Here is a 26,606-nt window from a genome sequence, read left to right as displayed (position 1 = left end):
CGTCGATCGGCAGTCAGTGTGGGAGATTTTATTTTCCTGGTCAAGCATTTTGCTTGCCTTGGAAAATAAAAAAGGGATCGGAATCCCTCTGTGGCACGTTATTCAAAGGCGCGCGATCACCTTGTAGTGGTGGCCTTCGGCCTGGGCGAGATAGATCGGCACCTTGCAGGCCTGGCCGCCGGCGTACACGGCGCCGCGCGCGCTGCGGTAGTGAAAGGGCTCATCGCCCAGACGGCGGAAATCGGTCCAGGGCGCGGCCTCGCGCCCCAGCAGTTCCGCGAGGAAGTGCACCCCTTCATAGGTCGACTGGCCGAAGGTGTTCAGCGTCGGCGCGCGTTCGCCGAAATGGCCGTAGTAGCGCTCCTTGAATGCGAGGTTGTCGTCGGTGTCGAGCGTGGCGAAGTAGCCGCAGGCGACATAGAGGTTGTCGGTGTTGTCGGCGCCGATTCCCAGCAGTTCGTTCTCGCCGATGGCGCAGGACAGCCGCACCATGTCGCGCGCCAGCCCTTCGCGCCCGAAGGCCCGGTTGAACTCGATCGCGTCCTGGCCGATCAGCGAGAGCAGCACCGCATCCGCACGGCTTCGGCGCAACTGCGACAACACCTCCGCGTAGTCGCTGGTGCCCAGGGGCAGGTACCTTTCGCCCACCACCGTGCCGCCCGTCTCGGCGACGTAGTCGCGGGCCATCGCATGCGACACATGCGGCCACACGTAGTCGTTGCCGATGAACATCCAGCGCTTTGGCCGCTGGTGCCGGCCCAGCCATGCGATGGCCGGACGCAGTTGGCTCGCCGTGGTCTCGCCGATGGCAAACACCCCGGGCGTGTGTTCCCCGCCTTCGTACAAGGGCGTGTAGACGAAGGGTAGCTGTCCGCCGACTGCCGCCAGGATGCGTTGCCGCACGGCGCTGGTGTGCATGCCGATCAGCGCATCGACATCGTCGTTTTCCACCAGCTCCAGAAGCGTGCGCTCGAGGTCCGGCGCATCGTCCGCCGCGTTGATGGTCAGCAGCTGGCAGGCCTGGCCGTTGATGCCGGCGCGCTGGTTGAGCTCGGCGACAGCCAGCCGCGCCGATGCCAGGGCGGAAGGCCCCCAGATGCCCACCGTTCCGCCCAAGGGGACGCACAGGGCGATGCGCAGATCATGCTGCGGTGGCCTGCGCGGGCGTGCGGCGAATCCCATCGGGCCCGGACTTGCGGATATTGACGCCATGAGTTGCTCCAGGGGGTGCACCAAGATGGCGCCGGATGACCAAACGCCACGCAGCATGCACCGATCCTTTCCAAGGAAATAGATCGGTCCTAAAATAAGCGCCTGCGTTCCGACTCGATGCACTAACCATGCCCACTGAAAACATCTCCAGTTACCTGGCATTCCTGCTGGCCTCGGCCAACCGGCAGATGCGCATCGGCCTGGCGCAATCCATCGCCGCCGAAGAAGTGACCGAAGAGCACTGGCGCATCCTCCAAGTCCTGTCGGACGAAAAAGGGCGTTCGATGGGCGAGCTGGCGCAGGCGGTGCTTCTGAACCATCCGGCGCTGACCAAGAACATCGACAAGCTGGTCAACCGCGGCCTGGTGCTGCGCGCCGCCGACAGTGTGGACAGCCGCAAGGTCGTTGTCTACATCAGCGATCTGGGCCTGGAGACCGTGGCGCGGCTCAAGGCCAGCGTGGATGCTCATCATGGGGCCATCGAGGAAGCACTGGGCCCGCGCAAGACACAGCAGCTCAAGCGGCTGCTGGAGCAGTTCATCGAGGATTCGGCTTCCTGAGCGGCGCAGACCACGCTGCCGGGAATACCCCGTGGCAGGTGGTCCGTTCACCAACCAATATTCCGGCTTCCTTTTCTTCGAGGATTCAGCATGGCCAATTTCGTTCTGGTTCATGGCGCCTGGCATGGCGGCTGGTGTTGGCGCGAGACGGCGCAGGCATTGCGCGCGGCCGGGCATACGGTGTTCACGCCCACGCACACCGGCGTCGGCGAGCGCTTCCACCAGTCGGCGGAAAACATCACGCTCGAGACGCACATCCGCGACGTCTGCGGCTGCATCGAATGGGAAGAGCTGCAGGACGTGATCCTGGTCGGCCACTCGTACGGCGGCATGGTCATCACCGGCGTGGCCGACCGCATGAGCGACAAGGTGCGTTCGCTGGTCTACCTCGATGCCTTCGTACCCGAGAACGGCGACTCGCTCAACGGCCTGCTGTCGAAGGCGCTCGCGCCCGAAGTGGCGGCGCAGTTCCTGGGCGCTTTTCGCGGCACGGCGCTGTCCGGCAACAGCGGGCTGATGCAGCCGATTCCGGCCGAAGCGTTCAACATCGCGCAGGGCAACCGTGACCGCGTCGACCGCCTGTGCCGGCCGCAGGCGCTGGCGACCTTCGAGATGCCGCTGCTGCTCACCGGCGCCGTCGACACGATGGCGAGCCGGCTCTACATCCTGGCCGATGGCTGGGATCCGAGTCCGTTCCGCTATTTCGCGGCCAAGGTCGATGGCGCGGCCGGCTGGCGTGTCCTGAAGATGCCGGTCAGCCACGACGTGATGGTCGACATGCCGAATGAACTCGCCGCGGAACTTCTGAAACTGGCTTGAAAGCGCGAGCGACAGGGGTGGTAGTCTTGCCGCCCCATGAATCTCCGCACCAAGATCGTTGCGCTCGCCGTCGCGCCGCTCCTGATCGCGCTGGTGCTGGTGGCGCTCGCAGTGCGCCACCAGGAGCGCGACCTGGCACAGCGTGAACGCGCCCTGATCGAGCAGACCTACATGGCACAGCGGCGCAGCGAACTGCGCAGCTATGTCGAACTGGCCCTCAGCACCGTGCGGCCGCTGTACGACGCAGGGCTGGACGACGAGGCGACGCGCACCGAGGCCCTGCGCCGGCTTGCCGCGCTCGACTACGGCGACGACGGCTACTTCTTCGTCTACGACCTGCAGGGCCGCTCGCTCATGCACTCGCGCCAGCCCGACCTGGTCGGCCGGAACCTGTGGGAGCTGCGCGATTCGCAGGGGCGCTTCACGATCCAGGACCTGCTCGCGCGGGCCCGCGCAGGCGGCGGCTACGTCGAGTACCAGTGGCGCAAGCCCTCGAGCGCGCAGACCGCGCCCAAGCTCGGCTACGTGACGGCGCTGCCGCGCTGGAACTGGATGGTCGGCACCGGCCTGTACCTCGACGACATCGAGGCGACGATGCAGACGCTGGACCGGCAGGTGAGCCTCAACGTGACCACCACCATGCTGTGGATCGCCGGCATCGCCGCGCTGTGCCTGGGTGTGGTGAGCGCCACCGGCCTGCTGCTGAACCTGAGCGAGCACCGCATCGCCGAAGCCAAGCTGCGGCTCCTGGCGCGCCAGGTCGTGCAGTCGCAGGAAGAGGAGCGCGGCCATCTCGCGCGCGAGCTGCACGACGGCACCAGCCAGACGCTGGTGTCGGCCAAACTCTTGATCGAATCGGCCGTCGATGCGCTGGAGCGCGCGCAGCAGAACGCGCCGCCGGCGCTCGGTAAAGCCCTGCAGCGGCTCAACGAGTCGCTCGCCGAAGTGCGGCGCATCTCGCACCGGCTGCGGCCGGCCTTGCTCGACACGCTGGGGCTGCCGGCCGCGCTCGAGCGGCTTGCGGCCGAGTTCGGCGAGGAGGGCGCTGTCCATGCGGCGGTCGCCGTCGAAGGCTTGCCGCGCGAGCTGACGGAGGAAGTGAAGACCGCACTGTTCCGCGTGACGCAGGAAGCATTGACCAACGTGCGCAAGCACGCGCAGGCGCGGCAGGTGCGCATCGCGCTCGATTTCTCGGACGATCGCGTGCGGCTCGAGGTGGCCGACGACGGCGTCGGCTTCGACGTGGAAGCCATGCAACTGGACCCGAAGCGCGGCATCGGGCTGCGCAACATGCGCGAGCGCGTGGCCTCGGTCGGTGGACGGCTCGAAATGCGATCCGGCAGCGGCGGAACGACCATCGTGGCCGATGTGCCGGCGCACAGCCTGGAGCTCGCATGACGCAGCCATCCGCGGTTCGCCTGTTCCTCGTCGACGACCATCCACTGGTGCGCGACGGCCTGCGCGCGCGCCTCGATCCGCTGCCGGGCATCGAGATCGTCGGCGAAGCCGGCAGCGCCGCCGAAGCCCTGGTGCTGATCGAGCGACTGCAGCCCGATCTCGTGCTGGCCGATGTCGGCATGAAGGACATGAACGGCATCGAGCTCGCGGCTTTGCTGCAGCAGCGGCAGCCCGCGGTGCGCGTGGTGATGCTCAGCATGTACGACAACCCCGAGTACGTGCAGCAGGCCCTGCAGGCCGGCGCGCGCGGCTATGTGCTGAAGGATGCACCGGCGGCCGAGATCGTCGCCGCCATCGATGCGGTCTCGGCCGGCGGCACTTTCCTGAGCCCGGCGGTTTCGCAGCGGCTGTTCCGCAACCAGGCGCCCAAGCCGCTGCTCACGCCGCGCGAGAGCGAGATCCTGTCGGCGCTGGGCCGCGGCCAGTCGAGCAAGCAGATCGCGCGCGAGCTGGGCTTGAGCGTGCGCACGATCGAGGCGCACCGCCAGAGCATCAAACGCCGGCTCGGCATCGAAGGGCAGGCCGAGCTGATCAAGTACGCGGTGGAGCACGCACGCATCAAATAGCTCTCCCCCAGGCTTGGTGTTCCTGGAACTAGGGTTTCCCATTACGCAATGCCACGTGGGCGATCCGCGCGGTGTGACGGATGCCGGCGCGGCCAAGGCTCGCCAAACTCCCGGGGTTCAAATCAAGGAGACATCCGCATGCACAGCATCCGCCGCCACCTGGTGTGGCTCGTCGTGGCCGTGATCGGCGCATTCGCGCTGGGAACCGTGGCACTGGCCCGCGGCGAGGCGATCAGCGCCTTGTGGGTCGTGATCGCAGCGATCTGCACCTACCTGATCGCGTACCGCTACTACAGCCTCTTCATCGCCGAGCGCGTGCTCCGTCTGGACGGCAATCGCAAGACGCCGGCACATCGCCACAACGACGGGCTCGACTACGTGCCGACCGACAAGAACGTGCTGTTCGGCCACCACTTCGCGGCCATCGCGGGTGCCGGTCCGCTGGTCGGGCCGGTGCTCGCCGCGCAGATGGGCTACCTGCCGGGCCTGCTGTGGATCTTGGCCGGCGTGGTGTTCGCCGGCGCGGTGCAGGACTTCATCGTGCTCTTCATCTCGACGCGGCGCGACGGCCGCTCGCTCGGAGACCTGATCAAGCAGGAGATGGGCACGGTGCCGGGCCTGATCGCGCTCTTCGGCACCTTCATGATCATGATCATCATCCTCGCGGTGCTGGCGCTGATCGTGGTCAAGGCGCTGGCCGAATCGCCGTGGGGCACCTTCACGGTGGCGGCCACGATTCCGGTCGCGGTCTTCATGGGCGTCTACCTGCGCTACATCCGGCCGGGGCGCATCGGCGAGATCTCGGTGATCGGCTTCGTGCTCTTGATGCTGGCGATCTTCGGCGGCCAGGCGGTGGCGCAGAGCGCGACCTGGGCGCCGCTCTTCACCTTCGACGGCAAGGCGCTGACCTGGATGCTGATCGGCTACGGCTTCATCGCCGCCAGCCTGCCGGTGTGGCTGCTGCTGGCGCCGCGCGACTACCTCTCGACCTTCCTGAAGATCGGCACCATCGTCGCGCTGGCGATCGGCATCGTCTTCGTCGCGCCGACGCTGCAGATGCCTGCCATCACGCAGTTCGCTCAAGGCAATGGTCCGGTGTGGTCGGGCAGCCTGTTTCCCTTCCTCTTCATCACCATCGCCTGCGGCGCGGTGTCGGGATTCCATGCGCTGATCTCCTCGGGCACCACGCCGAAGATGCTCGACAACGAGCGCCATGCACGCTTCATCGGCTATGGCGGCATGCTGGCCGAGTCCTTCGTCGCGGTGATGGCGCTGGTGGCCGCCGCCTGCATCGAGCCGGGCGTCTATTTCGCGATGAACAGCCCGGCCGCACTGGTCGGCAACACGCCGGCGGCGGTGGCGCAGACCATTTCGAGCTGGGGCTTCGTGATCACGCCCGAGATGCTGGTCCAGACCGCGAAGGACGTGGGCGAAAGCACCATCCTCGGCCGCGCCGGCGGTGCGCCGACGCTCGCGGTGGGCATGGCGCACATCCTGCACCAGGCCATCGGCGGGCCGGCCATGATGGCCTTCTGGTACCACTTCGCGATCCTGTTCGAGGCGCTGTTCATCCTGACCGCGGTGGATGCGGGCACGCGTGCCGGGCGCTTCATGCTGCAGGACCTGCTGGGCAGCTTCGTGCCGGCGTTGAAGCGCACCGACTCGATGGTCGCCAACCTGATCGCGACCTTCCTCTGCGTCGGCGCCTGGGGCTACTTCCTCTACCAGGGCGTGGTCGATCCGCTGGGCGGCATCAACACGCTGTGGCCGCTGTTCGGTATCTCCAACCAGATGCTGGCCGCGGTGGCGCTGATGCTGGGCGTGGTGGTGCTGTTTCGCATGAAGCGCGAACGCTACGCCTGGGTCGCGATCCTGCCGGCCGCCTGGCTGCTGGTGTGCACGCTGACGGCGGGCTGGCAGAAGATTTTCTCGGCGGACCCCAAGGTCGGCTTCCTGTCCCATGCCGCGAAGTACGCCGACGGGCTGGCGCAGGGCGTGCTGATCGCGCCGGCCAAAACGCCCGAGGCCATGGCGCGCATCGTCTTCAACGACCGGCTCGACGCCGGGCTGTGCGCGCTCTTCATCTTCGTGGTGCTGAGCGTGCTGTTCTACAGCGTGCGTGCCTGTCTTGCGGCGCGCGCGGCCCACAAGCCGACCGCGCGCGAGACGCCCTTCGAGCCGCTGGCGCCGTCGGCCGCCGCATGAGAACGGCGAGCGCCACCTTGCCGGAAGCCGGGCGCTATCTCGCGCGCTCGCTCGGCGCCACGCTGCGCCTGATGGTGGGCTTGCCGGACTACGACGCCTACCTGAGCCACATGGAACGCACGCATCCGGAGCAGGCGCCGATGAGCTACGAGGCCTTCTTCCGCGAACGTCAACAGGCCCGCTACGGCAGCGGCAGGGGGCGCTGCTGCTGACGAGGCCGCGGCCTCAGATGTCTTCGAGCAGCGGGTAGGGCAGGGGCTCGACCGTGAGCGCCGGTCCGTCGGGCGCGCCCGCGCGCAGGCCGCCCGCATCGAGCGCCGCGATCTGGATCGAGATCAGCGCGGCCGACCCGCCGCCCGGCGCCGGCGCGGCCTGCGCCACGGTGCCGACCGGCTGCTCCGGATCGTTGGCGGCAAAGACCTCCTGGCCCGCGGCGATCGGTGCATCGGCCTGCACGAGGTAGGTGCGGCGCTTCAGCGTGCCGCGGAACTGGCTGCGCGCCACCACCTCCTGGCCCGGGTAGCAGCCCTTCTTGAAGTTCACGCCGCCGACCGATTCGTAGTTGAGCATCTGCGGCACGAAGGTTTCGACGATCGGCGTGCTCAGGGTGACGATGCCGCTGCGCACTTCGCTCCATTGCCACAGCGCGAGGTCGAGGGCAGCGCCCTCGGGCGCGGCGCTGCCGGCCGGCGCGATCCAGAACGCACGCGGAATGCCGTCGGACGGATAGAGCGAAACCACATTGGCGTCGCCGATCTGACTGCAACGGCCCGGCACCGCGCCGGCATCGACGCCATTGGCGGTCAGCGCAGTCCCGGCCAGGCCGTAGAGCGCAAACTCCTCGCTGGCATCGCTGAGCTTGACCTTGGCGCGCAGCACGAACATCGAAAGCCGCTTCAGGGTGACGGCAAGGATGTCGCGGCTCACGGCCAGCAGCACGCGCTCGGGCTCGGGCCGGATGCCGATGAAGCTCGCGATCATGCGGCCCTTGGCCGTGCAGAGCGCGGCCAGGCGCGCTTCGGAAGCGCCGAGCAGTGCGAAGTCCTGGGTCAGCTGGCCATTGAGGAAGTTGGCGGCTTCGGGGCCCTCGGCGCGAATCACGCCGAGGTGGGAGAGGGCTGTTACGCCATTCAGAACGACTGAGGTCATCGCTGAATTATCATGGTCGGCCTCGTCCCGTTCAGTCCGCAGGGCTACCCCGCGTCTCTTCCTCTCCGTCTTCTCCATCGGACCCGTGCGCCGCTTCTTCCTCACCATTTTTCTTCTCGCCGCCTTCATCGTGCTGGGCGCCGGCGCGGCAGGGCTTTGGTGGTTGCAGCAGCCGCTCGAGCTGCCAGCGCCCACGGTCGATCTCTCGGTCGAGCCGGGCACCACGCCGCGCGGCGTCGCGCAGGCAGTGGCCGACACGGGCACGGACGTGTCGCCGCAGCTTCTCTATTGGTGGTTCCGCTTCTCGGGCCAGGACCGGCAGATCCGCGCCGGCAGCTACGAACTGGAGCGGGGCATCACGCCGCGCACGCTGCTCAACGTGCTGGTGCGCGGTGAAGAGGCCACGCGCAGCCTGGTGCTGGTCGAGGGATGGAACTTCCGCCAGGTGCGTAGCGCGCTGGCCAAGGCCGAGCAGCTGAAGCCCGAGACCTTCGGCCTGGCGGACGAAGAACTGATGGCCAGGCTCGGCAAGCCGGGCCTGCACCCGGAGGGCCGCTTCTTCCCCGACACCTACACCTATTCCAAGGGCTCCACCGACATCGCGCTGCTGCAGCGGGCGATGCGCGCCATGGACAAGAAACTCGACGCCGCCTGGGCCGCGCGGGCCTCCGATGTACCCCTCAAGACGGCCGATGAGGCGCTTATTCTGGCCAGCATTGTCGAAAAGGAGACAGGAAAGGCCCAGGACCGGACCCAGATCTCGGCGGTGTTCGCCAACCGCCTGCGCGCGGGCATGCCGCTTCAGACCGATCCGACCGTGATCTACGGGATGGGCACGCGCTTCGACGGCAATCTGCGCAAGAAGGATCTGCAGACCGATACGCCCTGGAACACCTACACCCGTCCTGGCCTGCCACCCACCCCGATCGCGATGCCGGGCAAGGCAGCGCTGCTGGCGGCGGTCCAGCCGGCGCAAAGCAAGTCGCTGTACTTCGTTTCCAAGGGCGATGGCTCGAGCCAGTTCAGCAGCTCGCTCGAAGAGCACAACCGCGCGGTGAACCGCTATCAACGGAGCGGGCAATGAAGGGTTTGTTCCTGACGCTCGAAGGCATTGATGGCGCCGGCAAATCGAGCCACATCGATGCGCTCGAAGCGTTGTTCAAGGCCCGGGGCCGGCAGGTCACGCGCACGCGCGAGCCCGGCGGTACGCCGATCGCCGAAACGCTGCGCACGATGATCCTCACGCAACCGATGGATCCGCTGACCGAGTCGCTGCTGGTGTTCGCGGCGCGGCGCGATCACATCGTGCGCGTGATCGAGCCTGCACTGGCGCGCGGCGAAGTCGTCCTGTGCGACCGATTTACCGATGCCACCTTCGCCTACCAGGGGGCGGGGCACGGCTTCGACACCGCGGTGCTGTCCGCGCTCGAACAATGGGTGCAGGGCCGGCCTGACGATGGCGCGCTGCTGCAGCCCGACATCACCCTGTGGTTCGACCTGTCGCCCGAACTGGCGGCCGAGCGGCTGGCCGGCGCGCGCCTGCCGGACAAGTTCGAGTCGCAGCCGGTCGAGTTCTTCCGTCGCGTCGCCGCAGGCTATGCGCAGCGCGCAGCCGCGGCATCGCGCTTCGTGCGCATCGATGCCGGCCAGTCGCGCGACCAGGTCTGGCAGCAGATCGAGGCGGCCCTGGCCGCGCGCGGCCTGATGGGGTCTCGATGAGCGCGCCCGCGCTGTCGCCCTGGCTGCAGCGGCCGCTGGGCGAACTGCTGCGCCAGCGCGGCCATGCCTGGCTGCTGCAAGGGCCTTCGGGCCTGGGCCAGTACGAGCTCGGTTTGGCACTGGCCGCCGCCTGGCTCTGTGAGCAGCGCGACGAGGCAAAGGGGGAGGGCGCCTGCGGCCACTGCCCGAGCTGCCACGCGATTTCCGTGCGCACCCATGCCGATCTCTGCGTGCTGATGCCCGAGGTGGCGATGCAGGAACTCGGCTGGCCGCTCGACGAAAAAAGCCAGGCCGACATCGACGACAAGAAACGCAAGCCCAGCCGCGAGATCCGTGTCGAGGCGATGCGCGATGCGGTCGGCTTCGCCCAGCGCACCAGCGCGCGCGGGCGCGGCAAGGCGGTGCTGGTCTATCCGGCCGAGCGCATGAACACGATCACGGCCAATGCCTTGCTGAAGACCTTGGAAGAGCCGGTCGGCGACGTGCGCTTCGTGCTGGCGAGCGAAGCCGCCTGGCAACTGCTGCCCACCATCCGCAGCCGCTGCCTCGGCTTCACCTTGCCCTGGCCTGAAGACGAGGACGCGCGCAACTGGCTGGTGGAGCAGGGCGTGCCCGCCAACGATGCGCCCGCCCTGCTGCGCGCGGCCGGCGGCCGGCCGAGCGATGCGCTGCGGCTCGCCGCCGCGGGCCAGTCGCCCAAGGCCTGGGGATTGCTGCCCAAGGCCATGCTGCGCGGCGACGTCGCCGCGCTGGCCGACCACCATGCGCCGGCCCAGGCCATCAGCGCGCTGCAGAAGCTGTGTCACGACCTCATGGCCACCGGCAGCGGCGCTGCGCCGCGTTTCTTCGAGGTCGCGGACCTGCCGGCCGTGCCGCCGAAAGTCGCGTTGGCCCGCTGGTCGAAATCGCTCGCGAATGCTGCAAAAACCGCAGAACACCCGTTCAATGCGGGCCTGATGCTCGAAGCGCTTGTGAGCGAGGCGCGAAGCACCCTAAACTCGGCAGGCCGCCGCCCATGAACACACCTGCATCCACCACCCCCTCCGCACCTGCCCGGCCCAGCGTCATCCAGCTGGCCATCAAGGAAAAAGGCGCGCTCTACGCGGCGTACATCCCGCTGTTCGCCGAAGGCGGCATCTTCATTCCGACCTCGCGCGAGTACCGCCTGGGCGACGACGTCTACGTGCTGCTCACGCTGCCCGAAGATCCGCAGCGCTATCCGGTGGCCGGCAAGGTGGCCTGGATCACCCCGGCCCGCGCCGCCGGCAACCGGGCGCCGGGCGTCGGCATCCGCTTCCCGTCCGACGACAAGTCGCGCCAGCTCAAGGCGCGCATCGAAGAAGCGCTCGGCGGCACCATGGCCTCCGACCGGCCAACCCAGACCATTTGAGTCCCCGTTCACGAGACGCGGACCGCAGGCAGTGCGGATGCACAGCCGTTTCTTGAAGCTCCGCGATGTTCACAGACTCCCACTGCCACCTGACATTCCCCGAGTTCGCCGGCCAGATGCCGCAGATTCGCGCCGCGATGGCCGCCGCGCAAGTCGACCGGGCGCTCTGCATCTGCACCACGCTGGAAGAATTCGCCGAGGTGCAGGCCCTGGCGGCGCGTTTTGACAACTTTTGGGCCAGCGTAGGCGTCCATCCGGACAACGAGAACATTGCAGAGCCTTCGGTGGAAGACTTGGTGCAGCGTTCCGCGTTGCCCAAGGTCATCGCCATCGGCGAGACCGGCCTCGACTATTACCAGATGGAAGAACGCAAGGGCGGGCGCAGCATCGCCGACATGGAATGGCAACGCGACCGCTTCCGCGTGCACATCCGTGCCGCACAACAGGTGCGCAAGCCGCTGGTGATCCATACGCGCGAAGCCTCGGCCGACACGCTGGCGATCCTGAAGGAGGAGGGCGAGGACGGCAGGCCCCAAGCCGCGGGCGGCGTGTTCCATTGCTTCACCGAGACCGCCGAGGTCGCACGCGCCGCGCTCGATCTCGGCTTCTACATCTCCTTCTCGGGCATCCTGACCTTCAAGAAGGCGCAGGATCTGCGCGACGTCGCGGCCTTCGTGCCGCTTGACCGCATGCTGATCGAGACCGACAGCCCCTATCTGGCGCCCGTGCCGTACCGCGGCAAGACCAACAATCCCTCGTATGTGCCCTTCGTGGCGCAACAGATCGCGCAGCTGCGCCAGTTGCCGCTGGAGACCATCGCGCAGGTCACCAGCGACAACTTCGAAACCCTTTTCGCTGCCGTGAAAGCATGAAAAACTACTTTAAGAAGATCCTATATCTATCTGTTTTTACAGCAACTTTTGTCGTTCATGCCGGCTCGTTCGAGGATTTCTTCCGGGCCGTGCGCAGCGACAACGCGAGCGTCGTCAATGAGCTGCTGAACCGAGGATTCGACCCCAATACCCCCGACGAGCAAGGCCAGACCGGCTTGCTGATCGCGCTGCGGGAGCCGTCGCCGAAGGTGATCCAGGCCTTGCTGGATTCGCCCAAGACCAATGTCGAGCTGCGCAATGCCAAGGACGAGAGTCCTTTGATGATGGCTGCGCTCAAGGGCCAGCAGGATCTCGTGGCCAAGCTGATTGCGCGCGACGCCGACGTCAACAAGCCGGGCTGGGCGCCGCTGCATTACGCGGCCACCAACGGCCACGTGGCCGTCATAAAGCAGTTGCTGGACAACTACGCCTTCATCGACGCGCAGTCGCCCAACGGCACCACGCCGCTGATGATGGCCGCGATGTACGGCTCGACCGCGGCCGTACAACTGCTGCTTGACGAAGGCGCCGACACCCAGATGAAGAACGAGCAAGGCCTGACGGCGATCGATTTCGCCCAACGAGCCAATCGACCGGATGCGGTCCGGCTGCTGAGCACGGCCGTCCGAGCCAAGAGGCCCAGCGACGGCAAGTGGTGACGGGCTTGGGCCGGCCTGACTCATGGGCCTCTGGGCCTAAAGCAATACAATGTGCATTATGTTAAATTAACAGGGGGCTCAGCGTAGGAGCCCTGCCGTCCGTCCATTTGCTGAAAGTTGTTCGTACTAGTCACGGTAAATTTGTTCGCGACTTCGTCCCCGCTCTTCCACTTCCATAGGTTCGAGTTGCAAGCGCTTGTCTGCACTGGCGTTCGACCGAACCAGCCACGGCGCGATCCCATCCGCGAATAGCCGGAACTGAGCAACGCACTCCGGCCGCGCGCTCATGGTCCGCAGCCCGGTGACTGCACGCGCACGGGTCATTCGATGGCTACTCGCGTGGTCTCGGTATGGGTAGAGGCGAATCGGTGCCTAAGCTTTCCGCCCAAGCGAGCACTGCCTCATGGTTTACAACCCGGCCCGCCGCTACGTCAGCCAGCGCCTCACAAGTCAAGCGGGTGCGTTCACTTTCCTGGTGGATCTCCTCGCCGGGCGCAAAGCTCAGACGATCGAACTGCTCGGGCTCCTTGTGGCGAAGCTGGGCGCAGAAGCGCTTGACCGAGTTGTAGGCGCCGTCAAAGCCGTGCAAGTCGACCAGGTCCTGGTAGATGGCGGTGGCGTTGCGGCCCAGGCGCAACTGGGCGTCGATGAAGGCGCGATGGGGTTCGCACTTGGAGGTGGCCAGCGGCAGCGACACTGGCCCGGAAGTCGGTGGCCAGGATGGAGCAGTTTGGGTGGCCATAAGTGGGGCACTTTGGGTGGCCGCCGGGGCACTAGCGTGTTTGAAATTGAACGACTTATCGTAGTCTGGCTACGACAACTCTCGCAAAACAAAACATTGCACATGCTTAGGAATATCGGAATAATCGTAGCATGACTACGATAACTCGGTCAAAACTAAACAACCTGCTGGCGCAGGTTCCCAGCGGCACGCCCGTCACCAGTGACGACCTCGCCCTCGAAGGCATCTCCGCCGACCTAGCAGTCCACTACGTTCGCGCGGGATGGCTCAAGCGACTCGCACGCGGTGTGTACGCCCGCCCCGATGCCTCGCTGCAGCGAGACCCCAGTCTTTGGCTGCTCCAGCGACAGATACCTGGCCTCCACGTTGGCGGCAAGACTGCGTTGGATTGGCATGGCGTGCGTCACTATGTCTCTCAGGAGCCCAAACTACACCTGTACGGCCTGAAGTCGGCCAAGCTGCCGGAATGGTTCACGGCCCCCTTCCCGGCTGAATACCACCGCAAGCAGCTCTTCAGCAGCGACGCATTCGGCATGAAGCATGTTGGCCCCTTCGAAGGCCGTGCGCACGGGCCGAATGTCTCCGCCCCTGAGCGCGCGTTCCTGGAGCTGTTGAGCGAAGTGGGCGTGCGGCAGCCGCTGTCCGAAGCGCGCGAGCTTGCCGAAAGCACCTACAGCCTTCGCGCATCTGTTCTTGGCGAGCTGCTCCAGGAGTGCACGAGCGTCAAGACGGTCCGCCTGTGCCTACAACTCGGGCGTGACCTATCCCTGCCCTGGGCGAAGAAGCTGGATCCGGCACGCCTGCCGGCCGGTGGCGCTCGACGCTGGGTCTCTCAAACCAACGAAGGACTGCTGGTCCTCAAGAAATGAACGACATCTACCTCAAGACCGCGCGCCTGCTGACCCAGGTCGCCCCCTTCGTCTTTACCGACGACACGTTCGCTCTCAAGGGCGGCACGGCCATCAATCTGTTCGTTCGCGAAATGCCCCGCCTGTCCGTCGATCTCGACCTGGTCTTGCCCGACCACACCTTGTCTCGCGCCGCGGCGCTCGAGCAGATCAAAGCGTCGCTCGGACGAGCAGCCGACCAGCTCAAGTCGAAGGGATTCCAGTCGCATCTCTCCGGAGCGCCGGAAGCGGGCGAGACAAAGCTCCTGGTGAAGCGGGACGGCATCGAGGTCAAGGTTGAGGTGAACTATGTGATGCGCGGCACCGTCAGGCCCGTGGCGATGGCGGGGCTTACGCCCAAGGCACAGGAGGTCCTCCAGGCCGACTTGGAGATACCCGTGGTGTCGGAGGATGATGTCTATGGCGGGAAGCTTGTCGCTGCGATGGATCGCCAGCATCCGCGGGATCTGTTCGACGTGATGCACCTGTTGGCAAACGGCGGCATCACCGATGGAATTCGACGGGCGTTCGTGGTGTACCTGGCAAGTCACAACAGGCCGATACACGAGGTGTTGTTTCCTCCGCTGCACGATATGACATACGAGTTCGAGGCCAACTTCAAGGGCATGACCACGGAGCCGGTTGAGCTGGGTGCACTGCTCGCCGCACGGGAACAGATGATTTCCAGATTGCACGAAGACCTGGACGTGGACGAACGAGCTTTCCTCATCTCCCTCGCAGACGGAGAGCCCGATTGGGACCGGATGGGGCTGGACCATCTCAGCGCGTTGCCCGCGATTCAATGGAAGCTGCAGAACCTGATGAAGCTGAGGAAGGCCAACCCGGGAAAGTTCAAGGAACAATCGCAGGAACTGGCCTCGAAGATCACGGCGCTCGCGCCGGGTGACGCGAGCCCCCCGGCGGCCCCTATGGGCTAGCGCTTCGCAACGTGTTGTTGGCGCTGTCGCGGGCGCACTTCGCCGACCGACTGCAGCCACTGTCTCGTCTGATCAAGCTGCTTCTCACGCTATGCGATCGCCAAGTCCAGTGCGCGTTCGCCACTCATCTTTGACCTGCCTCCAGAGGTCGATCAGGCGCTGCTTGGGACTGACGGAACGAGTTGGCTTCAGCCAACGAACGCTAGCAAGTCGTCGATGGCCTGACGGGCCAGCCACTCGAGACCACGTGGAGCGGGGTCTTTCAAGTGGGCGACTGTCCGCATCCGATTCCATCAGTTCCCGCCAGCCAGCGTAGACCAAGAACGTGGTGAACTTCGCGCTTGCCGTCGCCGAGTTGTGAGCTCAGCGACCGTGTTAACGCCGATCTGAAACTGACCCACTGCCGAAGGAAAAGTGGCCCACCTGGGCGAGGATCATGCACACCCACGCGGCGCATCGCTCGATGAGCTCATAGCCCCGCGCTCAGCGCCGTCGAGCTGCGACAGAGTTCAGCGCGTGACGCGAATGCGCGCCGCGCGCCGCCTGTCTTCCGATGACTTGGCAGGGGGCCAACTATTTTTGTGAGAAATTTGCAAAGCCGACTTGTGGCTAAGTGAGTTCTTCATCTATCCCAGGGGACGCGAATTTCACTGCGAAAGTTGTCCACCGAACATGTGGGCAACTCTGTGGGAAACGCCGTCTGCAACCCGGTTTGGCGTTGTACGACGAGCGCTTCGCACCCGTGCCTCCAAAACAAGCATTCGTAGCTCCAGGGCCACCGGGCCTTTCGACGGCCTCCAGCTTTTTGCGATTCGCACATTGTTCGAAAACTCGGCGAGCGCGTGGCACACAGTGTCATGACGGCGGCGCAGGACCGGCTCCGGCGAGCCGGCGAACGGCTGGCATGAATTTTGATTACCGAAGTACTACGCCGGTCACCCAGGCCGGTGTCGTACGTTGTGATCGGATTCACCTGAGACCTCTACAGGGAGACTGGAAAACATGGCATACATCGATCGTGTATCGGCGGCGCAAGCGCACGCGGGCGAGAGCAGCGAAGCGAGACATTCCGACCAGACCACAGGCCCGCGCTACGAATTGCGTTTTCGATCCCTGTTTCGGGAAGGCCGGGGCTGGGCCTTCCCCTGCGATGCGGCAGGTCACGTCGACATGGATTCCATGAGCGAGCGGGCGCGCAACAACTACATGTTCGCACGAGCACTCATCGGGATCGACGTCGCCCCGCCCTGCGTCCAAGCGGCGCATTGAGCCTCAGCGCTCCGCCAGTGCCGCTGGTTTGATTCTGCCCGCCATACCGGCGCTGCCGAAGGCCTGGAAGCGATCGACGCAGAGATTGCGTGCGGCGGCGGTGGCGTCCTTCAGGAATTTCCGCGGATCGAACTCGCTGCGATCGCGCCCCATGGCACGGCGCATGGCGCCGGTCATGGCCAGCCGGATGTCGGTGTCGATGTTGATCTTGCGCACGCCGTGGCGGATGCCCTCCTGGATCTCCTCGACCGGCACGCCATAGGTCTCCTTGATCTCGCCGCCGAATTCGCGAATGACCGCCAGCCATTCCTGCGGCACCGACGAGGAGCCGTGCATCACCAGGTGCGTCTGCGGAATGCGCGCATGGATGTCCTTGATGCGGTCGATCGCCAGGATGTCGCCGGTCGGCTTGCGGCTGAACTTGTAGGCGCCGTGCGAGGTGCCGATGGCGATCGCGAGGGCATCGACGCCGGTCCTGGCCACGAAGTCCGCCGCCTGCTGCGGGTCGGTCAGCAGCTGGTCGTGCGAGAGCACGCCGTCGGCGCCGCTGCCGTCTTCCTCGCCGGCCATGCCGGACTCCAGCGATCCGAGGCAACCCAGTTCGCCCTCGACCGAGACGCCGACCGCATGCGCCATTTCCACCACCCTGCGCGTCACGCCGACGTTGTAGTCGTAGCTGGCCGGGGTCTTGGCGTCTTCCATCAGCGAACCATCCATCATGACGCTGGTGAAGCCCGAGCGGATGGCCTGCATGCACATCGACGGACTGGCGCCGTGGTCCTGGTGCATCACGACGGGAATCTCAGGGTACATCTCCACGGCGGCCTCGACCATCTTGCGCAGAAAGGGCTCGCCGGCGTACTTGCGGGCGCCGGCCGAGGCTTGCAGGATGACCGGGCTGTCGGTCTTCCTGGCCGCCTGCATGATGGCCTGGATCTGCTCCAGGTTGTTGACATTGAAGGCCGGAACGCCGTACTGATGCTCAGCAGCGTGGTCCAGCAGTCGGCGCAGTGAAATCATGGCCATGGCAGGCTCCTGTGGAAGTGGGATGGGAATGGGAACGAAGCGTCAGCGCGGGGTGTAGCGCCTCATGCGGTCTCCCTCACGCCGGCATGCGAGACGCTCGCCAGCAGGCGCCGGGCACGCTCGGCCACCGCCTCGGCAGTAATTCCGAACAGCCTGAAAAGCTCGCCGGCCGGTGCCGACTCGCCGAAGCGGTCGAGCCCGACCACGTCGCCGTGCTCGCCGACGAACTTCCACCACAGGCCGGTGCTGCCGGCCTCCACTGCGAGCCGCGGCAGGTGGCGCGGAATCACCGCGTGGCGCCAGTCCGCATGCTGGCGCTCGAACACATCCATGCACGGCACCGAAACCACACGGGCCGCAATGCCCTCCTTGTCCAGCAAGGCCGCGGCCGCCAGTGCGACCGCGACCTCCGAGCCGCTCGCCAGCAGGGCCACGCGCTCCGCTTCCGGACGCCACAGGATGTAAGCGCCCCGCGCGATGGATTCGACGCGCTCGCCGCCGCCGGCATGCGGCAAGGCCTGACGCGTCAGCAGCAGACAGCTCGGCCCGTCCATGCGGCGCAATGCCTGCCGCCAGGCCACGGCCGTTTCGGTGGCGTCGGCAGGACGCCAGACATCCACATTCGGGATCAGGCGCAAGCTCGAGGCATGCTCGACCGGCTGGTGCGTCGGGCCATCCTCGCCGAGCCCGATCGAGTCGTGCGTGAAGACGTAGATGACCGGCAGCTTCATCAGCGCCGACATGCGCACGCCGTTGCGCGCGTAGTCGGAGAAGGTCAGGAAGGTACCGCCGAAGGGCCGCAGGCCGCCGTGCAGCGCCAGCCCGTTCATGATCGCCGCCATGCCGAACTCGCGCACGCCGTAGTGCACGTGATTGCCCGTGCCCGCACCCTTGAGCGCGCGGTGCCCTTTCCAGTCGGTCAGGTTCGAGCCGGTGAGGTCGGCCGAACCGCCGATCAGTTCCGGCATCGCCGGCCCGAGCTCGTCGAGCACCTGCTGCGAGGCCTTGCGGGTGGCGACGGCCGCCTGCCGCTGCTGCGCAGCCGCTGCCGCCGAGGCCAGCGCTGCCTCGACCTGCGCAGTGAGCGGTGCGTCGGCGCGATGGCGACGCAGCAGCTCGCGCGCGAGCGCCGGATATTCCTGCGCATAGGCGGCGAAGCGCGCCTGCCACGCCGCGTGCAGCGCGGCGCCCGACTCGCGCGCCGACCACGCCTCTGCAACATCCGGCGGCAGCTCGAAGGGCGGCGCACTCCAGCCCAGCGCCTGCCGCGTGAGGGCGATCTCGGCTTCCCCCAGTGCCTCGCCGTGCGCCTTCGCGCTACCGGCTCGATTCGGCGAGCCCTGGCCGATGCGCGTCTTGCAGCACACCAGCACCGGCCGGTCCGCGGCCGCGGCCTTGGCGATGGCCGCGTCGAGGGCCGCCGCGTCATGGCCGTCGACATCGCGCAGCACGGTCCAGCCGTAGGCTTCGAAGCGGCCCGGCGTGTCGTCGCTGAACCAGCCGCAGACCTCACCGTCGATGGAAATGCCGTTGTCGTCGTAGAAGGCCACGAGCTTGTTCAAGCGCCAGGTGCCCGCCAGCGAACAGGCCTCGTGGCTGATGCCTTCCATCAGGCAGCCGTCGCCGAGGAACACATAGGTGCGATGGTCGATCACCGCATGGCCGGGACGGTTGAACTCCTCGGCCAGCAACTTCTCCGCCAGCGCCATGCCGACCGCATTGCCGATGCCCTGCCCCAATGGCCCCGTGGTGGTCTCGACCCCGGGCGTGACGCCGACCTCGGGATGCCCGGGCGTGCGCGAATGCAGTTGGCGAAAGCGCCGGAGTTCCTCCATCGGCAGCGCGTAGCCGCTCAGGTGCAGGAGCGCATACAGCAGCATCGAGCCGTGCCCGTTGGAGACGACGAAGCGATCGCGGTCGATCCACCGCGGGTGGGCCGGGTCGTGCCGCAGGCGATGCCGCCACAAGGCCTCGGCGATGTCGGCCATGCCCATCGGCATGCCTGGATGGCCCGAGTTGGCGGCCTGCACCGCGTCCATGGCCAGCGCCCGGATGGCGTTGGCGCACTGCGTGCGCAAGGCAAGAATTTCAGTTGTCATGACGAAGTTCCTAGATGGCATACGCTTTCTTGCGGCGCTCCATGAGGCGCAGGATCATCGGCGTGAAGATCAGCTGCATGGCCAGCTCCATCTTTCCGCCCGGCACCACCAGCGTGTTGGCGCGCGACATGAAGGAGTCGTGCAGCATGCTCAGCAGATAGGGAAAGTCGAAGCCCGTCGGGTTGGCGAAGCGGATCACCACCAGGCTTTCGTCCGGGCTCGGGATGGTGCGCGCGATGAACGGATCGGAGGTGTCGACCACCGGCACCCGCTGGAAATTGATGTGGGTGCGCGTGAACTGCGGGCAGATGTAGTGCACATACTCGTGCATGCGGCGCAGGATCACGTCGGTCACGGCCTCGGTGGAGTAGCCGCGGGTGCTCTTGTCGCGGTGCAGCTTCTGGATCCACTCGAGGTTGATCACCGGCACCACGCCGATCAGCAGGTCGACATGGCGCGCGATGTCGACCTTGGCCGTCGTCACGCCGCCATGCAGGCCTTCGTAGAACAGCAGTTCGCTCGCCGGCAGCGTTTCCCACGGCGTGAAGGTACCGGGCTCCTGCTCGTAGGGCGCCGCCTCGTGCTCGTCATGCAGATACTTCCGGCTGCGGCCGACGCCCGCTTCGCCGTAGTCGCGAAACAGCGCTTCGAGCTCGGCGAACAGGTTGGCATCCTCGCCGAAATGGCTGAAGTTCCGGTTGCCGGCGGCCTCCTCCTCGGTCATTGCCGCTTTCATGGCGTTGCGGTCGTAGCGGTGAAAGCTGTCGCCCTCGACGATCGCTGCCTTGACGCTCTCGCGGCGGAAGATGTTCTCGAAGGTTCGGGTGACGGAAGTGGTGCCGGCGCCGGAGGAGCCGGTGATGGCAACGATCGGATATTTGGCTGACATGGTGGCCTCGGGAATGAAGAATTCGTGCCTGGTTCAGGCCGCGGTCGCGAACAAGCCACGCTTGCCGAACAGCGGCGCCTGGTAGGTGTCCTGCGGCTCCTCGGCGTGGTACGCCTCCACGCGCGCGACCTCTTCGGACGAGCCGAAGACCAGGCCGATGCGCTGGTGGATCGCCTCGGGCTCGACCGTCATCAGGCGCCGGCGGCCGGTGCTGGCCATGCCGCCAGCCTGCTCGATCAGGAAGGAGATCGGATTGGCCTCGTAGAGCAGGCGCAAGCGCCCCGCCCGGCCCGCCTCCTTGCTGTCGCGCGGGTACATGAACACGCCGCCGCGCATCAGGATGCGGTGCGTCTCGGCCACCAGAGAGGCGATCCAGCGCATGTTGAAGTCGATGCCGCGCGGGCCTTCCCGGCCGGCCAGGCATTCGTCGACATAGCGCTTCACCGCCGGCTCCCAGAAACGGCTGTTCGACGCGTTGATCGCAAACTCGCTGGTCCGCGCAGGAATGCGCAGGTTCGGATGGCTCAGCACCCATTCGCCCAATTGCGGATCGAGCGTGAAGGCATGCGTGCCGTTGCCCAGCGTCAGCACCAGCATCGTCGAAGGGCCGTAGATCGCATAGCCGGCGCCGACCTGCTGCGTGCCGGGCTGCAGAAAGTCCTCCGGCCTGGCGTCGCGCTCGGGCGTCGGCGCGCGCAGGATCGAGAAGATGCTGCCCACCGCCACGTTGACGTCGATGTTGGATGAGCCGTCCAGCGGGTCGAACAGCAGCAGGTACTTGCCGCGCGGATCCTGCTGCGGCGGCACGTAGGGCGCCTCCATCTCCTCGGACACCATGCCCGCCACGTGGCCGCCCCACTCGTTGGCGCGCAGGAACATGTCGTTGCTCAGCACGTCGAGCGTCTTCTGTTCCTCGCCCTGCACGTTGTGGCTGCTGGCGCTGCCGAGCATGTCGCCCAGGGCGCCCAGCGCCACCTTTCGCGATATCGCCTTGCAGGCGAGCGAAACGTCCGTGATGACGGCATTGAGCGCCCCCGTGGCGCCTGGATGGCGGCGGCGTTCCTCGATGATGTACTGGGTCAGCGTGGCCTTGCCTGCGATTGGCATGTCGATCTCCTGGTTCTAGTCATTCGTCGTTTCTTCTTCGCTGCGCATGGCGCGCGACGCGAGTGCGTTCAGCAGCAGTTGCTGCGGCGTCGCCAGGCGCCACGCCGGCACCGATGCGGTCCCGACCGCGCGCCCGCCGTAGCCCCATGCGACCAGGGCGGCCGGACATCCGGCGGCCTTCGCGGCGAGCAGGTCGGGCGGCCCGTCGCCGACCATCAGCAGGCGCGCAGGCGCCACCCCCAGCCGATGCGCCGCGGCCAGCAGCAGGTACGGCGCAGGCTTGCGCTGGGCTTGCGCATCGGCGCCATAGACCCCGGTCAGAAAAGGCAGCAGTCCGGCCGCATCCAGCACGGCGCGTGCCAACCGCGTCGGCTTGTTGGTGACCACCACCATCGGCAGCGTCCGGGCCAGGCCGGCGACCAGCTCGGCGATGCCGTGGAAGACGCTGCCCGATCGCAGAGGCGCCGCCAGCGTGTGCGCATCGAAGGCCTTGCGCAGCCGGGCCTGCAGCGCTTCGTCGGCGTCGATGCCGTGCCAGCACAAGGCGTGCGCGATCAGCGCGTCGGGCCCGTCGCCGATCCATGCGCGCACGGTGTCCAGCTCGAAGCCCTCCAGGTCCGCCTCTTCGAGCGCGGCATTCAAGGCATGCCGGATGTCCGGCGCGCTGTCGACCAGCGTGCCGTCGAGGTCGAAGGCGATGGCGTCGATGGCGCGCAGATCCTTCATGCCGCGCACCCCGCCAGCGCCCGAGTGCGGATGGCGTCGATGGCCTCGCGATAGCGGCCGCCGGCAAACACCGCCGAGCCGGCCACGAGCGTGTCGGCGCCCGCGGCGCCGATGCGCTGCGCGTTGTCGGCTTTCACGCCGCCATCGACCTCGAGCCAGATGTCGCGCCCGCTCGCATCGATGCGGCGGCGCGCTGCCTCGATCTTCGGCAGCACGCTCTCGATGAAGCTCTGCCCGCCGAAGCCGGGATTGACCGACATCAGCAACACCAGGTCGAGTTGGTCCAGCACATGGTCGAGCACCTGCAGCGGCGTCGCCGGGTTGAGCACCAGGCCGGCCTTGCAGCCGCTGGCCTTGATCAGACGGATGGTCCGGTCCACGTGCTCGCTGGCCTCGGGGTGGAACGAAATGATCGAGGCGCCGGCCTCGACGAACATCGGGATCAGCGCGTCGACCGGCTTGACCATCAGGTGCACATCGATGGGCACCGTGGCGTAAGCCTTGATGGCCTGGCACACCAGCGGACCGGCGGTCAGATTGGGGACGTAGTGGTTGTCCATCACGTCGAAATGGATCAGATCGGCGCCGGCTTCGATGACCGCCCTCACCTCCTCGCCCAGGCGCGCGAAGTCCGCCGACAACAGGCTGGGCGCGATCCGCATGGTCGAGGCGGACCCGGGCCGCGCGGAGATTTCTTTCTGCTGCATCTCATCCCCCCCGGTAGAGCGCTTGAACCGCATTCAGCGGCGGCACAGCAGTGGCCCTGCGCGTGAGTTCCTCAACGCTGAGCCATGCGTCTGCGAGACTGGGCAGGACCAGCCCGGCGCCGCTGAAGTCGCCGCCTTCGGTCCAGAAGGTGGGCGCAACCAGCGTCCAAAGGCCGGCAGCGACGGCCGAGCGCACTCCGTTGGGCGAGTCCTCGACGGCGATCGCCCGCTCGGGCGCCACGCCCATGGTGTCGAGCGCGAGCCGGTAGATGTCGGGCGCAGGCTTCTTCGCGCGCACCTGGTCGCCGCAGGCGATCACGTCGAACATCGACAAGCCGCCCGGGCCCAGCGTCGCCAGCAGCAAGGCGTCGATGTTGACGGCCGTCGTGGTGCTGGCGATCGCCAGGCGCAAGCCGGCGCCGAGCGCCTCGTCGAGCAGACGCGCCACGCCGGGACGCAGTTCGATGCCGCCCTGCCGCGCGATCTCGGTGTAGTGCCGCGTCTTCGCGGCGTGGAGCTCCGGCACCCGCTCGTGCAGGCGCTTCTTCTCGGAGGCGCTCGAGGCCAGGCCATCGATGTAGGCCCTCAGCCGCTCCTTGCCGCCCGTCACCGCGAGCAGGGCCCGGTACTCGGAGCGCTCCCAGCGCCAGTCCAGGCCGAGCTCTTCGAAGGCCAGGTTGAAGGCGCGGCGATGCACCTCCTCGGTGTCGGCCAGGGTGCCGTCGACGTCGAACACGAGGGCTTCGATGCTCATTGGGCAAGCTCCGTGCTCATGCGTGCGCTCGGGTCGAACACGCGGCTCGCCAGGATGTCCTGCGCTTCCAGCGTGCAGAGCTGTTCGCGCGTCAGGGCCTCTTCGCTGCCGAACAGCCGCGTGGCGTGGCGCAGCCGGATGCGGTCGAGCGCATTGCGCACCGATCGCGCGTTGGCGAAATGCGGCTGCCGCCGGCGCAGGCTCACATAGCGCGCGAAGGTGGATGCCGCGCCGTCGTCGAAGCTGTAGTTCAGCCGCTTGAGCATCAGCTGCGCGATCTGCATCAGTTCGGCCTCGCTGTAGTCCGGGAAATCGATGTGATGCGCGATGCGCGAGGCCATGCCCGGATTGCTGCCGAAGAAGGTCTCCATGCGGTCCTTGTAGCCCGCAAGAATCACCACCAGGTCATCGCGCTGGTTCTCCATCACCTGCAGCAGGATCTCGATCGACTCCTGTCCATAGTCGCGTTCGTTCTCCGGCCGGTACAGGTAGTACGCCTCGTCGATGAACAGCACGCCGCCCATCGCCTTCTTGATCACTTCCCGGGTCTTGGGCGCCGTATGGCCGATGAACTGGCCCACTAGGTCGTCGCGCGTCACCGCCACCAGATGGCCCTTGCGAACGTAGCCCAGCTGCTTGAGCACCTCGGCCATGCGCATCGCCACCGTGGTCTTGCCGGTGCCGGGATTGCCGGTGAACGACATGTGCAGCGAAGGCGGCTGCGATTGCAGTCCTTGCGCCTGGCGCAGCCTGTCGATCAGCAGCAGCGCGGCGACGTCGCGGATGCGGCCCTTGACCGGCGCCAGGCCGATCAGCTCGGCATCGAGCTGGTCGAGCAGGGCCTTCACGCCCGAGGACTCGAAGAGCTGCCTCGGCGCGGTGGCGGTGGCGGTGGACTGGGCGGTATCCATGCGGGTGGCTTCGCCTCAGTACCGCGCGCCTTCGGGCCGCGCCTGCACGGCGTAGCTCTCGATGCTGTAGCGGATGGTGCGTCCCGGCTCCTCGGTGCGGATCAGGCGGAAGCCCGGCTCGTTGGCCGGCCGGTTGACGATGAAGGACATCACCACCGACTCGGTCCCGTGGGTCGAGTCGAATGCCGTGACGCGGATGTACTGCTGCGCGAAGGTCTTGCGGCAGGCCGCGAGCTCGAGCATGACGCCGGCCGGATCCTGGATGTCGAACATCGGGTTGCCGAACATTTCCCAGAAGGTGTTGCGCGGGTGCGGGTCGTCCGTGTATTCGATGCCGAGTGCCCAGCCCTTGCCGAGGCAATACTCGACCTGCCGGCGGATCTGCTCGTCGCTCAGGTCGGGCAGGAATGAAAAGGTGCCTTGCGTGATTCGCATGTCTGTCTCTCCTCGTGGACCGGTTCAGGCCACCGACGGCGTCGGCACATAGTCGGACGTGTCGGTGGAGGCGTAGTTGAAAGAGATCTCGCCCCAGGTATCGAGCGCCGCCGCCAGCGGTGTGCACCACCGGGCCGCGTCGCGCAGGATCTGCGGCCCCTCGTTGGCGATGTCGCGGCCCTCGTTGCGCGCCAGCACCATGGCTTCCAGCGCCACGCGGTTGGCGGTCGCCCCAGCCTGTATGCCTTGCGGGTGCCCGATGGTGCCGCCGCCGAACTGCAGCACCACGTCGTCGCCGAACAGGTCCAGCAGCTGGTGCATCTGGCCGGCGTGGATGCCGCCCGAGGCCACCGGCATCACCTTGCGCAGCGCGCCCCAGTCCTGGTCGAAATAGATGCCGCGCGGCAGGTCCACCTTGGTGTGCGTATCGCGGCAGACGTTGTAGTAGCCCTGCACCGTCATCGGGTCGCCCTCGAGCTTGCCGACCGCCGTGCCCGCGTGGATGTGGTCCACGCCCGCCAAGCGCATCCACTTGGCGATCACGCGGAAGCTCACGCCGTGGTTCTTCTGCCGCGTGTAGGTGCCGTGGCCGGCACGGTGCAGGTGCAGGATCATGTCGTTCTGCCGGCACCAGTTGCTCATCGACTGGATGGCCGTGTAGCCGATCACCAGGTCCACCATCACGATCACCGAGCCGAGTTCCTTGGCAAACTGCGCGCGGCGGTACATCTCTTCCATCGTCCCGGCCGTGATGTTCAGATAGCTGCCCTTGACCTCGCCCGTCGCCGCGCTCGCCTTGTTCACCGCATCCATCACGAACAGGAAGCGGTCGCGCCAGTGCATGAAGGGTTGCGAGTTAATGTTCTCGTCGTCCTTCATGAAGTCCAGGCCGCCGCGCAGGCCCTCGTACACCACCCGGCCGTAGTTGCGCCCGGACAGGCCCAGCTTCGGCTTGGTCGTGGCGCCCAGCAGGGGACGTCCGAACTTGTCGAGCCGCTCGCGTTCCACCACGATGCCGGTCGGCGGCCCGGCGAAGGTCTTGACGTAGGCGACCGGAAAGCGCATGTCCTCCAGCCGCGCGGCCTTCAGCGGCTTGAAGCTGAAGACGTTGCCGATGATGGAGGCCGCCACGTTGGTGATCGAGCCTTCCTCGAACAGCGACAGGTCGTAGGCCACGTAGCAGAAGTACTGCCCCGGATTGTTGGGCACCGGCTCGACCTTGTAGGCCTTGGCGCGGTACATGTCGCAGGCGGTGAGCCGGTCGGTCCACACCACGGTCCAGGTCGCGGTGGACGATTCGCCGGCCACCGCCGCGGCGGCCTCGATGGCGTCCACGCCTTCCTGCGGCGTGATGCGAAACAGCGCCAGGATGTCCGTGTCCTTCGGCTGGTAGTCGCCGTCCCAGTAGCCCATCTGTGCGTACTTCAGCACACCGGCCGAGTACCGCTTCTTGGCATCGGTGATCTGCGTTGCTTCGTTCATGTTGCCCATGGATTCGCCTCTAGAG

General features: G+C 66.6%; 27 protein-coding genes and 1 pseudogene. 15 read left to right on the top strand and 13 right to left on the bottom strand.

Annotated features, from left to right (window positions below; genetic code table 11):
- Positions 1-102 precede the first annotated feature (102 nt).
- Positions 103-1,212: a substrate-binding domain-containing protein gene (locus tag ACSQ86_RS14330; protein ID WP_244504002.1), complete on the bottom strand. Its 1,110-nt coding sequence runs from the start codon at positions 1,210-1,212 to the stop codon at positions 103-105.
- Between the two features lie 128 nt (positions 1,213-1,340).
- On the opposite strand from ACSQ86_RS14330, the gene ACSQ86_RS14325 reads away from it, so the two are divergent.
- The 6 genes from ACSQ86_RS14325 (at position 1,341) to ACSQ86_RS14300 (ending at position 7,032) form a co-directional block, all read left to right on the top strand.
- Positions 1,341-1,772 (top strand): MarR family winged helix-turn-helix transcriptional regulator, encoded by a 432-nt coding sequence (locus tag ACSQ86_RS14325; RefSeq protein ID WP_093110101.1) that lies wholly within the window; start codon positions 1,341-1,343, stop codon positions 1,770-1,772.
- 90 nt (positions 1,773-1,862) lie between these two features.
- Positions 1,863-2,591: an alpha/beta fold hydrolase gene (locus ACSQ86_RS14320; RefSeq protein WP_436304083.1), complete on the top strand. Its 729-nt coding sequence runs from the start codon at positions 1,863-1,865 to the stop codon at positions 2,589-2,591.
- 36 nt (positions 2,592-2,627) lie between these two features.
- Positions 2,628-3,989, top strand: a complete 1,362-nt coding sequence (locus ACSQ86_RS14315; protein WP_436304082.1) for a cache domain-containing protein — start codon at positions 2,628-2,630, stop codon at positions 3,987-3,989.
- Positions 3,986-4,615, top strand: coding sequence for a response regulator transcription factor (locus tag ACSQ86_RS14310; RefSeq protein WP_093110104.1), 630 nt, complete (start codon positions 3,986-3,988; stop codon positions 4,613-4,615). The genes ACSQ86_RS14315 and ACSQ86_RS14310 overlap by 4 nt, the downstream gene beginning before the upstream one ends.
- A 138-nt stretch (positions 4,616-4,753) precedes the next feature.
- Positions 4,754-6,820, top strand: a complete 2,067-nt coding sequence (locus ACSQ86_RS14305; RefSeq protein WP_436304081.1) for a carbon starvation CstA family protein — start codon at positions 4,754-4,756, stop codon at positions 6,818-6,820.
- Positions 6,817-7,032, top strand: a complete 216-nt coding sequence (locus tag ACSQ86_RS14300; RefSeq protein WP_093110106.1) for a YbdD/YjiX family protein — start codon at positions 6,817-6,819, stop codon at positions 7,030-7,032. Before ACSQ86_RS14305 ends, ACSQ86_RS14300 begins: the two co-directional genes overlap by 4 nt.
- A gap of 13 nt (positions 7,033-7,045) precedes the next feature.
- Here the strand turns inward: ACSQ86_RS14300 and ygfZ are convergent, their stop codons facing one another.
- The gene (ygfZ, locus tag ACSQ86_RS14295) at positions 7,046-7,969 is read right to left on the bottom strand and encodes a CAF17-like 4Fe-4S cluster assembly/insertion protein YgfZ (protein ID WP_436304080.1); all 924 of its coding nucleotides are present in this window, start codon (positions 7,967-7,969) and stop codon (positions 7,046-7,048) included.
- A gap of 85 nt (positions 7,970-8,054) precedes the next feature.
- On the opposite strand from ygfZ, the gene mltG reads away from it, so the two are divergent.
- The 6 genes from mltG (at position 8,055) to ACSQ86_RS14265 (ending at position 12,609) form a co-directional block, all read left to right on the top strand.
- Positions 8,055-9,053, top strand: a complete 999-nt coding sequence (gene mltG / locus ACSQ86_RS14290) for an endolytic transglycosylase MltG (protein ID WP_093110108.1) — start codon at positions 8,055-8,057, stop codon at positions 9,051-9,053.
- The gene (tmk, locus tag ACSQ86_RS14285) at positions 9,050-9,688 is read left to right on the top strand and encodes a dTMP kinase (RefSeq protein ID WP_436290354.1); all 639 of its coding nucleotides are present in this window, start codon (positions 9,050-9,052) and stop codon (positions 9,686-9,688) included. The genes mltG and tmk overlap by 4 nt, the downstream gene beginning before the upstream one ends.
- On the top strand, positions 9,685-10,707 hold the full coding sequence (locus ACSQ86_RS14280) for a DNA polymerase III subunit delta' (RefSeq protein WP_436308990.1): 1,023 nt from the start codon (positions 9,685-9,687) through the stop codon (positions 10,705-10,707). Before tmk ends, ACSQ86_RS14280 begins: the two co-directional genes overlap by 4 nt.
- Complete coding sequence (locus tag ACSQ86_RS14275) at positions 10,704-11,078, top strand: PilZ domain-containing protein (RefSeq protein WP_093110111.1); 375 nt, start codon at positions 10,704-10,706, stop codon at positions 11,076-11,078. The genes ACSQ86_RS14280 and ACSQ86_RS14275 overlap by 4 nt, the downstream gene beginning before the upstream one ends.
- 65 nt (positions 11,079-11,143) lie before the next feature.
- On the top strand, positions 11,144-11,950 hold the full coding sequence (locus tag ACSQ86_RS14270; protein ID WP_436304078.1) for a TatD family hydrolase: 807 nt from the start codon (positions 11,144-11,146) through the stop codon (positions 11,948-11,950).
- Positions 11,947-12,609, top strand: a complete 663-nt coding sequence (locus ACSQ86_RS14265) for an ankyrin repeat domain-containing protein (RefSeq protein WP_436304077.1) — start codon at positions 11,947-11,949, stop codon at positions 12,607-12,609. The genes ACSQ86_RS14270 and ACSQ86_RS14265 overlap by 4 nt, the downstream gene beginning before the upstream one ends.
- A gap of 478 nt (positions 12,610-13,087) precedes the next feature.
- On the opposite strand, the pseudogene ACSQ86_RS14260 reads toward ACSQ86_RS14265, so the two are convergent.
- Positions 13,088-13,345, bottom strand: a pseudogene (locus ACSQ86_RS14260) (IS21 family transposase); the annotation flags it as partial.
- A 137-nt stretch (positions 13,346-13,482) separates the two neighbouring features.
- Between ACSQ86_RS14260 and ACSQ86_RS14255 the strand changes: the two are divergent.
- The 3 genes from ACSQ86_RS14255 to ACSQ86_RS14245 all read left to right on the top strand — a co-directional run bounded on the left by ACSQ86_RS14255 (position 13,483) and on the right by ACSQ86_RS14245 (position 16,445).
- On the top strand, positions 13,483-14,220 hold the full coding sequence (locus ACSQ86_RS14255; protein WP_436304076.1) for a type IV toxin-antitoxin system AbiEi family antitoxin domain-containing protein: 738 nt from the start codon (positions 13,483-13,485) through the stop codon (positions 14,218-14,220).
- Positions 14,217-15,176, top strand: a complete 960-nt coding sequence (locus ACSQ86_RS14250) for a nucleotidyl transferase AbiEii/AbiGii toxin family protein (protein WP_436308989.1) — start codon at positions 14,217-14,219, stop codon at positions 15,174-15,176. The genes ACSQ86_RS14255 and ACSQ86_RS14250 overlap by 4 nt, the downstream gene beginning before the upstream one ends.
- Positions 15,177-16,178: 1,002 nt before the next feature.
- Entirely contained in the window at positions 16,179-16,445 is a 267-nt protein-coding gene (locus tag ACSQ86_RS14245) for a hypothetical protein (RefSeq protein ID WP_093110117.1), read from the top strand.
- Positions 16,446-16,448: 3 nt separating this feature from the next.
- Here ACSQ86_RS14245 and fba read toward each other — a convergent pair whose 3' ends face one another.
- From fba to ACSQ86_RS14195, 10 genes are all read right to left on the bottom strand, one after another.
- Positions 16,449-17,471, bottom strand: a complete 1,023-nt coding sequence (gene fba, locus ACSQ86_RS14240) for a class II fructose-bisphosphate aldolase (RefSeq protein WP_436308988.1) — start codon at positions 17,469-17,471, stop codon at positions 16,449-16,451.
- Between the two features lie 62 nt (positions 17,472-17,533).
- Entirely contained in the window at positions 17,534-19,570 is a 2,037-nt protein-coding gene (tkt, locus tag ACSQ86_RS14235; RefSeq protein WP_436304074.1) for a transketolase, read from the bottom strand.
- Positions 19,571-19,580: 10 nt separating this feature from the next.
- Complete coding sequence (locus ACSQ86_RS14230) at positions 19,581-20,459, bottom strand: phosphoribulokinase (RefSeq protein WP_093110120.1); 879 nt, start codon at positions 20,457-20,459, stop codon at positions 19,581-19,583.
- 33 nt (positions 20,460-20,492) lie between these two features.
- The gene (locus ACSQ86_RS14225; protein ID WP_436304073.1) at positions 20,493-21,566 is read right to left on the bottom strand and encodes a class 1 fructose-bisphosphatase; all 1,074 of its coding nucleotides are present in this window, start codon (positions 21,564-21,566) and stop codon (positions 20,493-20,495) included.
- A gap of 15 nt (positions 21,567-21,581) precedes the next feature.
- Positions 21,582-22,292, bottom strand: coding sequence for an HAD family hydrolase (locus ACSQ86_RS14220; RefSeq protein WP_093110158.1), 711 nt, complete (start codon positions 22,290-22,292; stop codon positions 21,582-21,584).
- Positions 22,289-22,999 (bottom strand): ribulose-phosphate 3-epimerase, encoded by a 711-nt coding sequence (gene rpe, locus ACSQ86_RS14215; protein ID WP_436290357.1) that lies wholly within the window; start codon positions 22,997-22,999, stop codon positions 22,289-22,291. The genes ACSQ86_RS14220 and rpe overlap by 4 nt, the downstream gene beginning before the upstream one ends.
- A gap of 1 nt (position 23,000) precedes the next feature.
- On the bottom strand, positions 23,001-23,753 hold the full coding sequence (locus ACSQ86_RS14210) for an HAD-IA family hydrolase (protein WP_436304072.1): 753 nt from the start codon (positions 23,751-23,753) through the stop codon (positions 23,001-23,003).
- Positions 23,750-24,664 (bottom strand): CbbX protein, encoded by a 915-nt coding sequence (gene cbbX, locus ACSQ86_RS14205; protein WP_436304071.1) that lies wholly within the window; start codon positions 24,662-24,664, stop codon positions 23,750-23,752. The genes ACSQ86_RS14210 and cbbX overlap by 4 nt, the downstream gene beginning before the upstream one ends.
- A gap of 15 nt (positions 24,665-24,679) precedes the next feature.
- The gene (locus tag ACSQ86_RS14200) at positions 24,680-25,099 is read right to left on the bottom strand and encodes a ribulose bisphosphate carboxylase small subunit (protein ID WP_436304070.1); all 420 of its coding nucleotides are present in this window, start codon (positions 25,097-25,099) and stop codon (positions 24,680-24,682) included.
- 24 nt (positions 25,100-25,123) lie between these two features.
- Positions 25,124-26,590, bottom strand: coding sequence for a form I ribulose bisphosphate carboxylase large subunit (locus ACSQ86_RS14195; RefSeq protein ID WP_436304069.1), 1,467 nt, complete (start codon positions 26,588-26,590; stop codon positions 25,124-25,126).
- Positions 26,591-26,606 lie beyond the last annotated feature (16 nt).

Origin of the sequence: Variovorax sp. LjRoot130 (assembly GCF_964253755.1) — a bacterium.
In the GTDB taxonomy this organism is placed as follows: Bacteria; Pseudomonadota; Gammaproteobacteria; order Burkholderiales; family Burkholderiaceae_C; genus Variovorax.
Note: the sequence above shows the minus strand (reverse complement) of the source record. Positions and strands in the feature narration are given on the sequence as shown.

Coding starts and splice junctions, on each gene's coding strand:
- ACSQ86_RS14265 (WP_436304077.1), top strand. CDS start 11,947: ATGAAAAACTACTTTAAGAAGATCCTATATCTATCTGTTTTTACAGCA.
- ACSQ86_RS14270 (WP_436304078.1), top strand. CDS start 11,144: ATGTTCACAGACTCCCACTGCCACCTGACATTCCCCGAGTTCGCCGGC.
- rpe (WP_436290357.1), bottom strand. CDS start 22,999: ATGCAGCAGAAAGAAATCTCCGCGCGGCCCGGGTCCGCCTCGACCATG.
- ACSQ86_RS14245 (WP_093110117.1), top strand. CDS start 16,179: ATGGCATACATCGATCGTGTATCGGCGGCGCAAGCGCACGCGGGCGAG.
- cbbX (WP_436304071.1), bottom strand. CDS start 24,664: ATGGATACCGCCCAGTCCACCGCCACCGCCACCGCGCCGAGGCAGCTC.
- ACSQ86_RS14320 (WP_436304083.1), top strand. CDS start 1,863: ATGGCCAATTTCGTTCTGGTTCATGGCGCCTGGCATGGCGGCTGGTGT.
- ACSQ86_RS14300 (WP_093110106.1), top strand. CDS start 6,817: ATGAGAACGGCGAGCGCCACCTTGCCGGAAGCCGGGCGCTATCTCGCG.
- ACSQ86_RS14200 (WP_436304070.1), bottom strand. CDS start 25,099: ATGCGAATCACGCAAGGCACCTTTTCATTCCTGCCCGACCTGAGCGAC.
- ACSQ86_RS14305 (WP_436304081.1), top strand. CDS start 4,754: ATGCACAGCATCCGCCGCCACCTGGTGTGGCTCGTCGTGGCCGTGATC.
- ygfZ (WP_436304080.1), bottom strand. CDS start 7,969: ATGACCTCAGTCGTTCTGAATGGCGTAACAGCCCTCTCCCACCTCGGC.
- ACSQ86_RS14255 (WP_436304076.1), top strand. CDS start 13,483: ATGACTACGATAACTCGGTCAAAACTAAACAACCTGCTGGCGCAGGTT.
- ACSQ86_RS14220 (WP_093110158.1), bottom strand. CDS start 22,292: ATGAAGGATCTGCGCGCCATCGACGCCATCGCCTTCGACCTCGACGGC.
- ACSQ86_RS14330 (WP_244504002.1), bottom strand. CDS start 1,212: ATGGCGTCAATATCCGCAAGTCCGGGCCCGATGGGATTCGCCGCACGC.
- ACSQ86_RS14325 (WP_093110101.1), top strand. CDS start 1,341: ATGCCCACTGAAAACATCTCCAGTTACCTGGCATTCCTGCTGGCCTCG.
- ACSQ86_RS14230 (WP_093110120.1), bottom strand. CDS start 20,459: ATGTCAGCCAAATATCCGATCGTTGCCATCACCGGCTCCTCCGGCGCC.
- ACSQ86_RS14315 (WP_436304082.1), top strand. CDS start 2,628: ATGAATCTCCGCACCAAGATCGTTGCGCTCGCCGTCGCGCCGCTCCTG.
- fba (WP_436308988.1), bottom strand. CDS start 17,471: ATGGCCATGATTTCACTGCGCCGACTGCTGGACCACGCTGCTGAGCAT.
- ACSQ86_RS14280 (WP_436308990.1), top strand. CDS start 9,685: ATGAGCGCGCCCGCGCTGTCGCCCTGGCTGCAGCGGCCGCTGGGCGAA.
- ACSQ86_RS14275 (WP_093110111.1), top strand. CDS start 10,704: ATGAACACACCTGCATCCACCACCCCCTCCGCACCTGCCCGGCCCAGC.
- tkt (WP_436304074.1), bottom strand. CDS start 19,570: ATGACAACTGAAATTCTTGCCTTGCGCACGCAGTGCGCCAACGCCATC.
- ACSQ86_RS14250 (WP_436308989.1), top strand. CDS start 14,217: ATGAACGACATCTACCTCAAGACCGCGCGCCTGCTGACCCAGGTCGCC.
- ACSQ86_RS14310 (WP_093110104.1), top strand. CDS start 3,986: ATGACGCAGCCATCCGCGGTTCGCCTGTTCCTCGTCGACGACCATCCA.
- ACSQ86_RS14225 (WP_436304073.1), bottom strand. CDS start 21,566: ATGCCAATCGCAGGCAAGGCCACGCTGACCCAGTACATCATCGAGGAA.
- ACSQ86_RS14195 (WP_436304069.1), bottom strand. CDS start 26,590: ATGGGCAACATGAACGAAGCAACGCAGATCACCGATGCCAAGAAGCGG.
- tmk (WP_436290354.1), top strand. CDS start 9,050: ATGAAGGGTTTGTTCCTGACGCTCGAAGGCATTGATGGCGCCGGCAAA.
- ACSQ86_RS14210 (WP_436304072.1), bottom strand. CDS start 23,753: ATGAGCATCGAAGCCCTCGTGTTCGACGTCGACGGCACCCTGGCCGAC.